Source organism: Rhodococcus sp. C3V, from assembly GCF_029269915.1.
Classification (GTDB): domain Bacteria; phylum Actinomycetota; class Actinomycetes; order Mycobacteriales; family Mycobacteriaceae; genus Rhodococcus_F; species Rhodococcus_F qingshengii.
Genome location: NZ_JARJBE010000013.1, coordinates 33,232 through 47,323, shown reverse-complemented (window position 1 = coordinate 47,323; position 14,092 = coordinate 33,232). Strand labels below are relative to the sequence as shown.

The following is a 14,092-nucleotide window of genomic DNA, read 5'->3' as shown; positions in this document are numbered from 1 at the left end:
GTCAGGGTTTGACGGCGCTGAAAATTGCAGTGCCCGGAAAGAGTTGGCCGCGCAGGGGACTCCACTGTCCCCATTCGCGGTCCAACCACTCCGGCCATTCGGGCTCGATGATGTCGCGCACCTGAAGTCCGGCGGCGACGATCTCACGAACCCGGTCGCCGATGGTGCGGTGATGCTCGACGTAGGTGGGGACTCCGTTGTCATCGACCTCGACATACGGGGTGCGGTCGAAGTAGGGGAGGGTCGCGGTCAAGCCCTTCGGCCCGGGATCGTCGGGGAAGATCCATCGAATCGGATGGTTGACGGCAAAGACCCACGATCCGCCGGGACGCAGAACCCGGGCGACTTCGTTCATCACTCGCTGCGAATCGGCAACGAACGGGACGGCGCCGAACGCGGAACAGACGATGTCGAAACTCTCGTCGGCAAACGGCAGGAGTTCCGCACTTGCCTGAATCAACGGGACTGCCGGTCCGCCGGCATTCATCGCGTCCTGCCCGCGGGCGAGCATCCCCATCGAGATGTCGAGACCGACGGCCCGAGCACCATGTCCGGCGAGCCATCGGGCACACGGTGCCGAGCCGCAACCCACTTCCAATATGTCTTTGTCGACTATGTCGCCGAGCAAGTGGTGATCGCCCTCGTGCAGCCCTTCGGGGCACCAGACGAATTCACCTTCCGCGCTGTTCACGCCCAGAAACTCGCCGTGGGTTCGGTGGTAATCGTCGGCGTCGGCGTCCCACCACGCACGGCTGGCGCGGTCGCTGGCACTCGAATCGACACGGACTCGGCCGACGCCGCTGGTACCGAGAATGGAATTGGCAGCGGCATGGCGCTCGTCAGACATGAACAACACAGTAGAACGGGTGATGCGGGCGCAGGGTACCCGGGTTTGCCCGGCAAGATAGCCGACGCGTAGTCTTACTCACGCGAGTGTCTGTCATCCGACCGATTGTCTATACGAGATCTTTACCAAGGTCTCGGAATCAGTCGGACCGAGGGAGCTCGCGGTGCGCTTCCGCGGTGTGGAATGTGATCCGGTATTCGGTTGTTCGTTATTGATGCAGCTGGGTACTTCGATCTAGTACTTCACAAAGTACTTCCAACATTTGTACGCCACAGTCGCGCATCTCGTCCGACAAAATCCATCAACCGACCACAACTCGTCCGGAGCAATTCAACATATGCCCTCCACAACCGTCACCTCGCCGCAGGTTGCCATTAACGACATTGGCTCCGCCGAGGACTTCCTCGCCGCCATCGATGCCACGATCAAGTACTTCAACGATGGCGACATCGTCGAAGGAACCATCGTCAAGGTCGACCGCGACGAGGTTCTGCTCGACATCGGTTACAAGACCGAAGGCGTCATCCCTTCTCGTGAGCTCTCCATCAAGCACGACGTCGACCCCAATGAGGTCGTCTCCGTGGGAGATGCGGTCGAGGCTCTCGTCCTCACCAAGGAGGACAAAGAAGGTCGACTGATCCTGTCGAAGAAGCGCGCTCAGTACGAGCGTGCCTGGGGCACCATCGAGGAGCTCAAGGAGAAGGACGAGGCCGTCAAGGGCACCGTCATCGAGGTCGTCAAGGGCGGCCTCATCCTTGACATCGGTCTTCGTGGCTTCCTCCCCGCTTCGCTCGTCGAAATGCGTCGCGTCCGCGACCTCCAGCCGTACGTCGGCAAGGAGATCGAGGCCAAGATCATCGAGCTCGACAAGAACCGCAACAACGTGGTCCTGTCGCGCCGCGCATGGCTCGAGCAGACTCAGTCCGAGGTTCGCAGCGAATTCCTGCACCAGCTCCAGAAGGGCCAGGTCCGCAAGGGCGTCGTGTCCTCCATCGTCAACTTCGGTGCATTCGTGGACCTGGGCGGCGTAGACGGTCTGGTTCACGTTTCCGAGCTGTCTTGGAAGCACATCGATCACCCGTCCGAGGTTGTCGAGGTCGGCACCGAGGTCACCGTCGAGGTTCTCGACGTCGACCTGGACCGCGAGCGCGTCTCCCTGTCGCTCAAGGCAACGCAGGAAGATCCGTGGCGTCAGTTCGCCCGCACGCACGCCATCGGCCAGATCGTGCCCGGCAAGGTCACGAAGCTGGTTCCGTTCGGTGCATTCGTGCGCGTCGAAGAGGGAATCGAAGGCCTCGTTCACATCTCGGAGCTCGCTGAGCGCCACGTCGAGGTTCCGGACCAGGTTGTCGGCGTCGGCGACGATGCACTCGTCAAGGTCATCGACATCGACCTCGAGCGTCGTCGTATCTCGCTGTCGCTGAAGCAGGCCAACGAGGATTACAACGCCGAGTTCGATCCGTCCAAGTACGGCATGGCCGACTCGTACGACGAGCAGGGCAACTACATCTTCCCCGAGGGCTTCGATCCCGAGACCAACGAATGGCTCGAGGGCTTCGACAAGCAGCGTGAAGAGTGGGAGAACCGCTACGCCGAGGCTGAGCGTCGCCACAAGATGCACACCGCTCAGATGGAGAAGACCGCTGCAGACGAGGCCGCTGAGGCTGCCACCGCTGCTGCCGGCTACTCCTCGGAGACGGCTGCTGCAGACGACGCCGAGGCTCCGGCTGCTGCCGGCTCCGCTCCGGCCGAGTCCGCTGGCGGATCGCTTGCCAGCGATGCACAGCTCGCCGCACTTCGCGAGAAGCTGTCGGGCAACGCATAAGGATTACCGCTTGATCTGATCAGGCGAGATCTGTGAAGAACCCCGCCCCTGCACGTGCAGGGGCGGGGTTCTTTTCTCTGCCAGGTGTCACTTGCGAGCGAAGAATCAATTCAGTGAGTGAACACAAAAATGACCGGCACCGAAGGGTTGCCGGTCATTTTGTACTTCGTGAAGAGAACTCAGTTTGCGGGAGCAGGCACCCAGTAGGTGGCGGTCGCTTCGGCTGTGCGCTTACGCATCGACGCGAAGCTGTGTCGGCCTTGGCTCACGAGCATCGTGAACCACGTACGACGGTGCTCTGCCAGGGCAAAAGCAACTTCGGGAAACTCTATGCAGTGCACGCCGTTCGGCATTCCGAGGCGGTGCTGACCGTGATGGTCGCGATCTGCTCGCATGGCGTCCACTTTCTCGAGAAGGTGCAGGTACAGGTGCGTTCGCTAGAACATAACCGCACGGTCACCGAAATTGTGGTATTTGAGCCTCGAACGCCCCGGCGTGTTCGATCAGTAGGCGTGTCTGAATCTCTCGGGCGCGGAGATGAGAGACTGTCGAGTGTGTTGAGAGTTGGCCTCACTGGAGGCATCGGAGCCGGTAAGTCGACAGTGTCGAAAATCCTCAGCGAACTGGGAGCCGTCATCGTCGACGCCGACCTGATCGCCCGAGAAGTGGTCGAGCCCGGTACTCCGGGACTTGCCGCTCTGGTCGATGCATTCGGCGACGGGATTCTGTCCGAGGACGGCAGCCTCAACCGACCCGCGCTGGCGTCGTTGGCGTTTGCCGACGACACGTCACGCGGAACTCTCAACGGCATCCTCCACCCACTGATCGGTGCGCGGACGATGGAGCAGATTTCGTCTGCGCCGTCGGATGCAGTGCTCGTTCAAGATATTCCGCTGTTGGTCGAGGGTTCGATGGCGCCGGCATTCAATCTGGTCGTCATCGTTTACGTCGACGAGGAGGAACGAGTTCGGCGCTTGGTGGGCTCGCGCGGCATGCCTGAATCCGACGCTCGTGCGCGCATCGCAGCGCAGGCAAATGACGATCAGCGTCGTGCTGTTGCCGACGTGTGGCTCGACAACAGCGGAGAGCCGGGTTCACTCGACGACGTGGTCCGCGACTTGTGGGCGAATCGACTTGTTCCCTTCGAGAAGAACCTCCGCGAGGGCACGGTAGTGCGCGCACTGCCCGAGCTGACTCCAGCCGACCCGTCGTGGCCGGCGCAGGCCGAACGAATCATCGGCCGGTTGTCGTTGGCGTCCGGTGACCGTGCGCGCCGTATCGATCACATCGGATCGACCGCAGTGCCTGGTCTCGATGCCAAGGACGTGATCGACATTCAGATCACTGTCGAGCACCTCGGCGTTGCCGACGACCTCGCGGAAGATCTGGCCGCTGCCGGGTTCCCCCGGATCGAGCACATCGTCGCCGACGACCCGAAACCGTCGTACCTCGGTGGCGAGACCGATCCGGCGGTGTGGGCGAAGCGGATCCACGGGAGTGCCGATCCAGGGCGCCGCGCGAACATTCACATTCGGGTGGACGGTTGGCCAGGTCAGCAGTTCGCGATCCTGTTCCGCGACTGGCTTCGCGCCGATGCGTCGGCGCGTGCCGAATATGCCGAACTCAAGGTCAAGGCAGCCGAGAGTGCCGCAGGCATCGACGACTACGCCGCTGCGATCGACGCCTACCTGGGTGTCAAGACGCCGTGGTTCGACGCCGCTTTCCACCGGGCATGGGTGTGGGCCGAGAAATCAGGCTGGTCCCTCTAACCACTCAGCGCCACGTGACCGGCATGCCCACCGAGGTGAGCCAGGCGTCGAGATCGTGACCGTGGGCGGCGATGCCGTCGATAGCGCGGGCCGCGTTCAGCATCGCACGCTCTGACGTCTTCGGGTCGAGAATCCCGGCGGTGTTCGCCTCGAGCAATTCGTCGACGTCGAGCAATTCGACGCTGCGTCCGGTCTGCACGATCAGGTCGAGGTAGTGGTCCTCGGACGTCCAGACCTGGTCGCCGCGGATGAAGTCGCCGATGTCGACATAGAAATCCCAGTCTCGGATGTGTTCCGGGGTGAAGTGCAGGATCGACGCCCGAATTCCGAGTTCGGGAATGATCCAGGACTCCAGGTAGTGAAACCGGGGATGGTCGGCGTGGCGCGCCATGTACAGCCCCCACGGTTCTTCGCGGTAGTGCTCGACCGGGCGAACGAAGCCCTTGGGATCGACGTTGGTGCGAGCTGCGATGTCGAAGGTTTCGACCTTCGGCCGGTGAATGTGGGGACGTTCCTCGCTCATGGTCGAAGAACCTACCGCCGAACTGCATTTTCGGCTGAACGCGGACGAGCGGGCATTGTGTCGGTAGGTGCGCTTACCCTGGTTTCATGGCGTTTGCTTCCGAACATCCCGTGGTCGCGCATTCCGAGTTTCGGCCGGTTGGTGACATCGAGCGCTCAGACGCGCGCTTCGAGGTCGTCAGCCCGTACGAACCGGCAGGCGATCAGCCGGCAGCTATCGCCGAGCTGGAGAAACGAATCAACGAGGGGGAGAAGGACGTAGTCCTCCTCGGTGCGACCGGTACCGGTAAGTCGGCCACGACTGCGTGGTTGATCGAGAAGCTGCAGCGCCCGGCTCTGGTGATGGCTCCGAACAAGACTTTGGCGGCTCAGCTCGCGAACGAGCTTCGGGAAATGCTACCCAACAACGCGGTCGAGTACTTCGTCTCGTACTACGACTACTACCAACCCGAGGCGTACATCGCCCAGACGGACACCTACATCGAGAAGGATTCGTCCGTCAACGACGATGTCGAGCGGCTGCGCCACTCGGCGACGTCCAGCCTTCTGTCACGACGGGACGTGGTCGTGGTGGCCTCGGTGTCGTGCATCTACGGCCTCGGTACACCGCAGTCGTACCTCGATCGCTCGATTCAGCTGGACGTCGGTGTGGAGGTGCCGCGGGATGCGTTCCTGCGTCTGCTCGTCGACGTTCAGTACAACCGCAACGACATGGCGTTCACGCGAGGTTCGTTCCGCGTGCGCGGCGACACGGTCGAGATCATTCCGTCGTACGAAGAGCTGGCGGTCCGCATCGAATTCTTCGGTGACGAGATCGAGGCACTGTACTACCTCCATCCACTGACTGGTGACATCGTTCGCCAGGTCGACACGGTTCGTATCTTCCCGGCGACGCACTACGTCGCCGGCCCTGAACGCATGGAGCGTGCCGCCAAGGACATCGAGGCGGAACTCGAAGAGCGACTCGCCGAGCTCGAAGGCAAGGGCAAGCTCCTCGAGGCTCAGCGTCTGCGCATGCGTACGCAGTACGACCTCGAGATGATCAAACAGGTCGGATTCTGCTCCGGCATCGAGAACTACTCGCGCCACATCGACGGCCGTGGCCCTGGAACTGCCCCCGCAACCTTGATCGACTACTTCCCGGAAGATTTCCTTCTGGTCATCGACGAGTCGCACGTGACGGTTCCTCAGATCGGCGCCATGTACGAGGGCGATATGTCGCGCAAGCGAAACCTGGTCGAGTTCGGATTCCGGCTACCGTCGGCAACAGACAACCGCCCTCTGACTTGGGAAGAATTCAGTCAGCGGATCGGTCAGACCGTCTACTTGTCGGCGACACCAGGTAAGTACGAGTTGGGTCAGTCCGGCGGTGAGTTCGTCGAGCAGGTGATCCGCCCGACCGGATTGATCGATCCCGAGGTCATCGTCAAACCCACCAAGGGACAGATCGACGATCTCGTTCACGAAATCCGCGAGCGAGCGGAACGTGACGAGCGTGTGCTGGTCACGACGTTGACCAAGAAGATGTCGGAAGATCTGACCGATTACCTGCTCGAACTCGGTATTCGCGTCCGCTACCTGCACTCGGATATCGATACGCTCCGGCGAGTCGAGTTGCTCCGTCAGCTCCGCCTGGGGGAGTACGACGTGCTGGTCGGCATCAACCTCCTGCGTGAGGGACTCGACCTTCCCGAGGTGTCGCTGGTCGCGATTCTCGATGCCGACAAAGAAGGTTTCCTACGTAGCTCCACCAGCCTCATTCAGACGATCGGCCGAGCGGCTCGAAATGTATCCGGTCAAGTGCACATGTATGCGGACAAGATCACCGCTTCCATGGCGCAGGCCATCGAGGAAACCGAGCGACGACGCGAGAAGCAGGTCGCCTACAACGAGAAGATGGGCGTCGACCCACAACCTCTACGCAAGAAGATCGCGGACATTCTCGATCAGGTGTACGAGGAGGCAGAGGACACTGCGGCGTCCGTGGACGTCGGTGGTTCGGGTCGCAATGCGACGCGTGGTCGGCGTGCGCAGGGTGAGGCCGGTCGTGCGGTCAGTGCGGGTGTGTACGAGGGGCGCGACACCAAATCGATGCCTCGGGCCGAATTGGCAGATCTGGTCAAGGAACTCACCGATCAGATGATGAACGCTGCACGTGACCTTCAGTTCGAGTTGGCTGGGCGATTGCGAGACGAAATCTCGGATTTGAAGAAGGAGCTTCGAGGAATGGACGCCGCGGGTCTCAAGTAGGTCGCCTCGCGTGCGTTCGTGCTTTCGACCGCTACGGTTTCAGGTATGGATGCACAGACTGCAGGCAAGACCGCGCGGACTCTCGAACTTCTCCATTCCTTGGCTTACTTCGTCCCGGAGACGGAGAAGGAACTTGTCGGCGTCGGGTTGGAGCCTGGCCGAATGGTGTACTTTGCCGGGCGATCAGCTCCGCTCGGCGCTCCACCCGCGACTGTCGTCACGGCCACCTTCTTCAACTTCAATCCTGAATTGATCGCCAGTGTCATCCCACGTGCCTGGGAATTGGCAAGGCCCACAGAGGTTGTCGCCGCGCGGTATCGGGCAATCGACGCGGCGTACGTCCGCCTGTTCGGTGCAGACGTGACAGGATCGGCGGACATGGCCGAGGCCGCCGAACTCGTGTCGATCGCTGCCCAGAACATTCCTGGAGTGGACGGCCGCCCTCTGTACGCGGGTTGGGCGTCGCTCGACTGGCCGGCCGAGCCGCACCTGCGTTTCTGGCACGCGCTGACACTGCTGCGTGAGTATCGCGGTGACGGCCATATTGCGGCCCTTCAGACCGCGGGATTGAACGGCCTGGACGCGTTGATCACGCACACCGCGACGGGAATCGGGTTTCAGCGCAAATTCGCGCAGACTCGTCGCGGATGGTCGCAGGAACAGTGGGACGAGGCCGTCGAGAGTTTGAAGGACCGCGAACTGCTGGATCGTTCGTCCGGTGCGCTGACCGAGGACGGGCAGGACTTGCGTGACGTCGTCGAAGACCTGACGGACGACCTCGCTTTGGCTCCGTGGGATGCGCTGGGTGAGGAGGGTGCCAAGCGGTTGCTGGAATTGGCGACGCCGTGGCGTACCGCCCTGGTCGAGCAGGAAGTATTTCCGGCGGCGCTGTTCGGGCCCCGCTTTGGCAAACTTCGCTGAGTGGTCACCACCGAACAAATGTGTCTGTGACGAAGAATCACATTCACTGTGGGCTTGTGGCGTGTACTGCAAATAACACTATCCGCGGCACAATCCCGCTAATGTCAGCGCAGCGGTTGTCGAGCGGGCGCAACAGCGTTGCGCCCGGTGCCGGCCGTACCGTCCGTCCCGTAACCATGGAGGAATGAATGAGTGCCTACCGGACCGTTGTCGTAGGAACCGATGGCTCCGAGTCGTCACTGAAGGCAGTCGACAGAGCTGCCGCCATTGCCAGTGGCTCGGACGCTCAGCTCGTCATCGCGTGTGCGTACTACCCGGCTGATCCCAAGGACGTGAGCGCTGCCGCTGATGCGTTGGGTAACGAGGCCTACCAGGTCACCGGTTCCGCTCCGACCTACGAGATCCTTCGCACCGCTCGTGAGCGCGCACATGCCCAGGGGGCAAAGGATGTTGTCGAGCGCGCCGTCGTCGGCGCTCCCGTCGAATCGCTTCTCGCTTTGCTCGACGAGGTGAAGGGCGACTTGCTGGTCGTCGGAAATCGCGGATTGAACACGTTGACCGGGCGTCTACTCGGATCGGTGCCTTCCGATGCCGCTCGCAAGGCGACGTCCGATGTCCTGATCGTGCACACCGTTCGCTGAACTACCGGCAGTAGTCGGCCTCGGCCGCATCGACGAACACTTCAGCCAGCTGATCGGCGCTGGGGGGTGTTGTCGATGCGGCCGAGCCGTTTCCGGAGGTGACCATTGGTTCGCTTGCTCCGTTCAGCGATACCGCCCGCAGATTCGCGATGATCATCGCTCGATCCGTTCCGGCCGCGAGCTGCTGGCAGACGCCGTCACCGAGCGCCTGCAACATGTCGTCGGAAAAGGCGGGCGTGACCCCGGTAGACGCAAGCGCCGCCCGCAGCCTTTCTGCCTCGTCTACCGGTTTTTCGGTCGGTGCGGCAGCAACAGCAGCGATGTCGTCGCTGCCTGCAGCAGCCGTCGAACTCGAATCATCCTCTGAGCAACCGGCTGTCACCGCCGCAAGCATCCCGACGCCGATCACCACGCGAGCGATCTTGCGGATGGGTGCGGCGGAACTTGCGGGCAGGCCAAGCACGAGGGGTCATTCCTTCAGTCGTCGACACAAATTGGAGTGACACCACCATTCGTGGTGTCACGCACGAACCTACTCCGTGATGCTCACGAATCGAAGGCCAACTCTGCTGCTTCGACGCCGTCGAGAACCGAGGGGAGCGACTCGACGTGAATGATGCCGAGCCTCTGGGTAGCGCGGGTCAATGCGACGTAGAGGTCGTTCATTCCGCGTGGTGACTCGTCGAGAATGTCGGCAGGTTCGACGATCAACACTGTGTCGAACTCGAGTCCCTTGACGTCCTTGACGGACAGGACGCTTACGGTGTCACTCGCAATGCCCGCCAGATCGGCAACGACCTCGGAACCGGCGATCACTGCGGTGATACCGGGATGCGACTCGGACTCGATGCAACGGCGCACGGTCGATTCCAATTCTTCGGCCGTGGTCTTGAGCGCCCACGGCGCGAATCCGCTGTCGCGTACCGACCGGGGCACGGATTGCTCCGGGTCGATCTCTTCGAGCACACGGTGCGCGACATCCATGATCTCCGAGGGAGTTCGGTAGTTGACGGTCAGTTCGGTGAGCTTCCAGCGCTTGGCGACGTAAGGCTCGAGAATCTTCTGCCAGGACGAAGTTCCCGCGGGATCACCGGTCTGAGCTGTATCGCCGACCAACGTCATCCAGCGATTCGGTATGCGCCGCATCAGCATTCGCCACGCCATTTCGGAGAGCTCTTGGGCTTCGTCGACGATCACGTGACCGTAGGTCCAGGTTCGGTCGCCGGCAGCGCGTTCTGCCGTGGTCTGGCGCTGGCCCTGATCGTGGCGTTGGGCGAGTTGGCTGGCGTCGATCAAGTCGTACGCCATCAAGATCTCGGGATCCATTTCGTCTTCGAGATCCTGTGGTGCAGACCCGGTGAGGATGTCGAGGGCGCCCTGGGCGTCGGCGATCTGCGCGCGCCATTCACGTTGTGCGCGTTCGCGTTCGGCGGCGTCGTCGACGCCGAGAATCTCGGCCAGTTCGTCGAGCAGGGGAGCATCGGCCGCACTGAAACCCGGTCCGACGCTCTGCAGAAGCTCGTCGCGTTGGGCGTCGTCGAGTTGCGGTGCTGCCTTGGCCAACCTCGCCGGCGACGTCCACAGTTCCGCGAGGATTTGCTGCGGCGACAATTCGGGCCACAGCTTCGCGATGGCGGACATGATGTCCGGGTCCTCACGCATCTCGTCGCGAATGTCGGCGATGTCGTCCCGACTGAGGAGTGACCCACCGTCGACGAGGTTTCCGCCGATGAGTTCGGCCATCTGCAGTGCCAACGCCTCGACGACTGCTGCCACGAAGATCGGGCGCGCCAGGTTGTGTGGGCGACGCGACGACCGAGCACGCCCGCGCGCCTTCGTGGTAGTCTTTCGATCCAGCTTCAAGTCGTACGTGTCGAATCGAAGGGTAATCGGCTTCGACGGAACTTCCTGCCGATCCCGGACGGCGTTCTTGAGCACGTCGAGGATCGCGAGGGAACCCTTGATCTCACCGGCGGCGAGGGAATCCGTACGAGTCGCACGCACTCCGGGGTACAGGTCCCCGATCGTCGAGAGTAGAACTCCGGTCTCACCGAGTGAAGGAAGGACCTGGCTGATGTAGTCGAGGAACGTCGCGTTCGGCCCGATGATAAGAACACCGGCCTTGGCCAGTTGCTGGCGGTAGGTGTAGAGCAAGAAGGCGGCACGGTGAAGGGCGACTGCGGTTTTGCCGGTACCCGGACCGCCCTGGACGACCAAAACGCTCTTGTGCTCGGAGCGGATGATGGCATCCTGCTCACTCTGAATGGTCTCGACGATGTCGTTCATCTGACCCGTACGCGCTGCGTTCAGAGCGTCCAGGAGAGCGCTCTCACCGGCGACGCCGCCGGCTTCGGTCACCACGCCTGCGGCGCGGGCCGCGTCGAGGTCCAGGTATTCGTCGTTGATGCCGGTGACTGTGCGGCTCCGACTGCGAATATGGCGTCGCCGCTTCACGCCCTCGGGTGCCGCGGGCGTCGCCAGATAGAACGGGCGTGCCATCGGAGCTCGCCAGTCGAGGAGCAGCGTTTCGTAGTCGTTGTCGGTGTCCAGGATTCCCAGTCGGCCGACGTAGCGTCGCTCGTCGTCGAAGTCGATGCGTCCGAAACACATTCCGTTCTCGGCTGCGTCGTACTTGGCGAGATCCTCGGTGTACATGGCGTTGAAGGATTCGCGTTCGCTGCGTGCTTGCGGGGTTCCGCCGGTCTCGAGGAGGACCGTGCTCAAGCGAGTTTGGGCATACTTTCGAAGATCGTCGAGACGGGAGTACAACATCGTCACGTACTGCTGCTCGAGCTCTTGCTCGTTCAGTGACGGGTCCGCGTCGGGCAAAGGATCTCCTAGGCTTGATGAGAAATTCACGCGCTGCAAAAGCGCCAAGACAGTCTAGTTCCCCCAGATGAACTGCCGCATAGATACAGGTCAGGCCACCCGAAGGTGGCCTGACCGTGTCTTTCGGTGCACTCAGTGCGTCAATTCGTCCTTCTTGGCGCGAGCCTTTTCGAGCGCCTTCTCTGCGCGCTTGCGAGCACGCTTACCCAGCACCTCGGTCTGCTCCGACGCCGTTTCGGCCCACTCGTTGCTCTTCTCGAGGGCGAGTTCGGCGAACTCCGAGCTGCGCTTGCTCGCCAGCTCTGCCAGTTCGGCGCTGCGCTCGCGTGCGGTCTCGGCCAGTTCGGAGCCGCGCTTCTGCGCGACTTCGAGGATGTCCGGGCCGCGTTCCTTGGCGACCTCTCCGAATTCCGCGGCTCGCTTGCTCGCGATCTCCGCGAACTCGGAGCTGCGCTCCTTCGCAAGTTCGAGCCAATCCGTGCCGTGTGCCTTCGCGGTTTCGGCAAGCTCGGAACCGCGTTCGGACGCCACCGACAGAGCATGCTCGACGCGATCGCTCGTGTGATCGGTCTGCGATGCGACCAATGGAAGTGCTGCGGCGATAGACGCCTGGGCTTTCTTCGCGGCGCGACGGCCGCGCCAGCCGAGCGACGGCTTGCCCTCGGTGTCGACGGAGGCGATCATCAGTCCGCCGAGCAAGCTGACGTTCTTGATGAAGTTTGTGCGCTGCATCGCTCGCAGTGACGGATCGGTTTCGTTCCAGAAGTCGTGACCGGCAAGCGTGGTCGGTACCAGGCTCCCCGCGAGCACCAACGACGCGAGCCGCGGCGCCTTGCCGGTGGCCAGCAGGGCACCGCCGCCGATCTGGACGGCGGCGTTGATCTTGACGAGTGTTTCCGGATCAGCAGGCACCTTCTGCGTCACTGCTCCTGGCAGCGTCTCGACGGATTTGTCGATCAGCGGTGACGCTTTGGCTGCTCGCTGAGCAGGGTTGCGCAAAGCATCGATTCCCCCGGCGATGAAGATCGTGGAAAGCAGTGGACGAGCAATTCGACGTACCAGCATGTTTCAAGCCTCCCGATGTAGGTTCGTTTTCCACCCTAGCGATCTCACAAGGAATTGGTCCGGTTCGGCGATCCCGGCACGCCTGACCCGGTTGACGGATTCCTGGTCGCCGAAACGCGCTGTACTGCGACGATGACTTCTCCACTGATCCGGACACACCGTTCTGAAGTATCCGTTACCGCGTATCCGCATACGGCGTGTTCGAAGGTGGCACACAATGCACACCGATCAACCACCATGGAGTGGTTGCCACGAAGATATCGCTGAGCCGACGCCGTCCGCGGACTTCGATTCGGGTGCGGCGCCAGCTGCGACTCCAGGGGCGTGGGCCGCTCGCGTGGATGCGATCAACGCCGAAGCGCTGCGCTGTTTTGTCACCGATTTGAACGACGATCCCAACTTCGTCGTTCTGGATTGGCAGCATCCGGGCTACACCTTCGACGCGGAGGCACACGCTGCTGCGAAGGAGCTTGCGGAGTGGCGTGTCCCGGTCTATCCGAACGGTGACTACTACATATTCAGTCGGGACGACTTCACGGAAGGGACCTTCGGCCATCCGTGGGAACGCACGCTGTGTGTGTTCGGGGAACGGATGGTCGAAGGACTGGGCCGGACTCTGTCGACCTGGCTTCCGCGACTTCGAGTCAACGGTGAACAGGTCGACAGCCAAGTCGGTTAGCGAGGTCCAGTACGGAACAGGTGAAACGTCACCAACCGCGTTCGCGCCACTCCGCCAGGTGCGGGCGCTCGGCGCCGAGCGTCGTGTCCTTGCCATGCCCGGGGTAGACGACGGTCGCGTCGTCGTACCTTCCGAACAGCTTGTTTTCCACGTCGTCGAGCAGAGAAGTGAACTTCTCGGGGTCGGCGGTCTTGCCTACTCCGCCGGGGAAGAGTGAGTCGCCGGTGAAGAGGTGAACCTGTCCGCTCGGTTCGGTGAGAGCCAGCGCGATGGAGCCGGGCGTGTGGCCGGACAGGTGAATGACGTCGAGGCTCAAGTTGCCAACGGTCATCTTGTCGCCGTCTTCGAGGAGCACGTCCGGGGTGACGGGAAGGACCTCTGCGTCGAGGGGGTGCGCGGCGGTCGGCACCTTGGTTGCGGCGTGAACGTCTTCGAGGGCCAACCAGTGATCGCCGTGCTGGTGGGTGGTGACGATGGAATCGAAAACAGGTGCTTCCTGTGCGATGAGCGCGATGATCTTCTCGGCTTCGTTGGCCGCGTCGATCAGGAGAGATTTCCCGGTCGTGGAACAGACGACGAGGTAAGTGTTGTTGTCCATGGGGCCGACCGACATCTTCGTGATGACGGCGCGTTCGACTGTGCGCCGCTGAGGGGCAGAATCGGGGGAGACCTGACCGGTGTAGGAGTCGTCGATCACGATGGGCTGATTCGTCATGAAACGCAGGCTACCTTCGAATAGGGGCA

The 14,092-nt window shown here is 62.2% G+C and carries 13 protein-coding genes; 6 read left to right on the top strand and 7 right to left on the bottom strand.

Annotated features, from left to right (window positions below; genetic code table 11):
- Nucleotide 1: 1 nt before the first annotated feature.
- Entirely contained in the window at nucleotides 2-847 is an 846-nt protein-coding gene (locus P3G66_RS26765; RefSeq protein ID WP_007728737.1) for a class I SAM-dependent methyltransferase, read from the bottom strand.
- A gap of 337 nt (nucleotides 848-1,184) precedes the next feature.
- On the opposite strand from P3G66_RS26765, the gene rpsA reads away from it, so the two are divergent.
- The gene (gene rpsA / locus P3G66_RS26760; RefSeq protein WP_003944095.1) at nucleotides 1,185-2,672 is read left to right on the top strand and encodes a 30S ribosomal protein S1; all 1,488 of its coding nucleotides are present in this window, start codon (nucleotides 1,185-1,187) and stop codon (nucleotides 2,670-2,672) included.
- A gap of 179 nt (nucleotides 2,673-2,851) precedes the next feature.
- Here the strand turns inward: rpsA and P3G66_RS26755 are convergent, their stop codons facing one another.
- Nucleotides 2,852-3,067, bottom strand: a complete 216-nt coding sequence (locus P3G66_RS26755) for a hypothetical protein (RefSeq protein ID WP_003944056.1) — start codon at nucleotides 3,065-3,067, stop codon at nucleotides 2,852-2,854.
- Nucleotides 3,068-3,226: 159 nt separating this feature from the next.
- Between P3G66_RS26755 and coaE the strand changes: the two genes are divergently transcribed.
- Nucleotides 3,227-4,441, top strand: coding sequence for a dephospho-CoA kinase (coaE, locus tag P3G66_RS26750; protein WP_276117353.1), 1,215 nt, complete (start codon nucleotides 3,227-3,229; stop codon nucleotides 4,439-4,441).
- A 4-nt stretch (nucleotides 4,442-4,445) separates the two neighbouring features.
- Here coaE and P3G66_RS26745 read toward each other — a convergent pair whose 3' ends face one another.
- On the bottom strand, nucleotides 4,446-4,964 hold the full coding sequence (locus P3G66_RS26745; RefSeq protein ID WP_054187412.1) for a DUF402 domain-containing protein: 519 nt from the start codon (nucleotides 4,962-4,964) through the stop codon (nucleotides 4,446-4,448).
- Nucleotides 4,965-5,050: 86 nt separating this feature from the next.
- On the opposite strand from P3G66_RS26745, the gene uvrB reads away from it, so the two are divergent.
- From uvrB to P3G66_RS26730, 3 genes are all read left to right on the top strand, one after another.
- Nucleotides 5,051-7,213, top strand: a complete 2,163-nt coding sequence (uvrB, locus tag P3G66_RS26740; protein ID WP_007728743.1) for an excinuclease ABC subunit UvrB — start codon at nucleotides 5,051-5,053, stop codon at nucleotides 7,211-7,213.
- Nucleotides 7,214-7,258: 45 nt separating this feature from the next.
- Nucleotides 7,259-8,134, top strand: coding sequence for a hypothetical protein (locus P3G66_RS26735; RefSeq protein ID WP_007728746.1), 876 nt, complete (start codon nucleotides 7,259-7,261; stop codon nucleotides 8,132-8,134).
- Nucleotides 8,135-8,322: 188 nt separating this feature from the next.
- The gene (locus P3G66_RS26730) at nucleotides 8,323-8,775 is read left to right on the top strand and encodes a universal stress protein (protein WP_003944055.1); all 453 of its coding nucleotides are present in this window, start codon (nucleotides 8,323-8,325) and stop codon (nucleotides 8,773-8,775) included.
- 1 nt (nucleotide 8,776) lies between these two features.
- On the opposite strand, the gene P3G66_RS26725 is transcribed toward P3G66_RS26730, so the two are convergent.
- The 3 genes from P3G66_RS26725 to P3G66_RS26715 form a co-directional block, all read right to left on the bottom strand.
- Entirely contained in the window at nucleotides 8,777-9,238 is a 462-nt protein-coding gene (locus tag P3G66_RS26725) for a DUF732 domain-containing protein (protein WP_003944104.1), read from the bottom strand.
- Between the two features lie 83 nt (nucleotides 9,239-9,321).
- Nucleotides 9,322-11,604, bottom strand: a complete 2,283-nt coding sequence (locus P3G66_RS26720; protein WP_276117352.1) for an ATP-binding domain-containing protein — start codon at nucleotides 11,602-11,604, stop codon at nucleotides 9,322-9,324.
- 132 nt (nucleotides 11,605-11,736) lie between these two features.
- Complete coding sequence (locus P3G66_RS26715) at nucleotides 11,737-12,669, bottom strand: DoxX family protein (protein ID WP_003944048.1); 933 nt, start codon at nucleotides 12,667-12,669, stop codon at nucleotides 11,737-11,739.
- A 217-nt stretch (nucleotides 12,670-12,886) separates the two neighbouring features.
- On the opposite strand from P3G66_RS26715, the gene P3G66_RS26710 reads away from it, so the two are divergent.
- Nucleotides 12,887-13,348, top strand: a complete 462-nt coding sequence (locus P3G66_RS26710; protein ID WP_276117351.1) for a DUF2716 domain-containing protein — start codon at nucleotides 12,887-12,889, stop codon at nucleotides 13,346-13,348.
- A 28-nt stretch (nucleotides 13,349-13,376) separates the two neighbouring features.
- On the opposite strand, the gene P3G66_RS26705 is transcribed toward P3G66_RS26710, so the two are convergent.
- On the bottom strand, nucleotides 13,377-14,063 hold the full coding sequence (locus P3G66_RS26705; protein WP_276117350.1) for an MBL fold metallo-hydrolase: 687 nt from the start codon (nucleotides 14,061-14,063) through the stop codon (nucleotides 13,377-13,379).
- Nucleotides 14,064-14,092 lie beyond the last annotated feature (29 nt).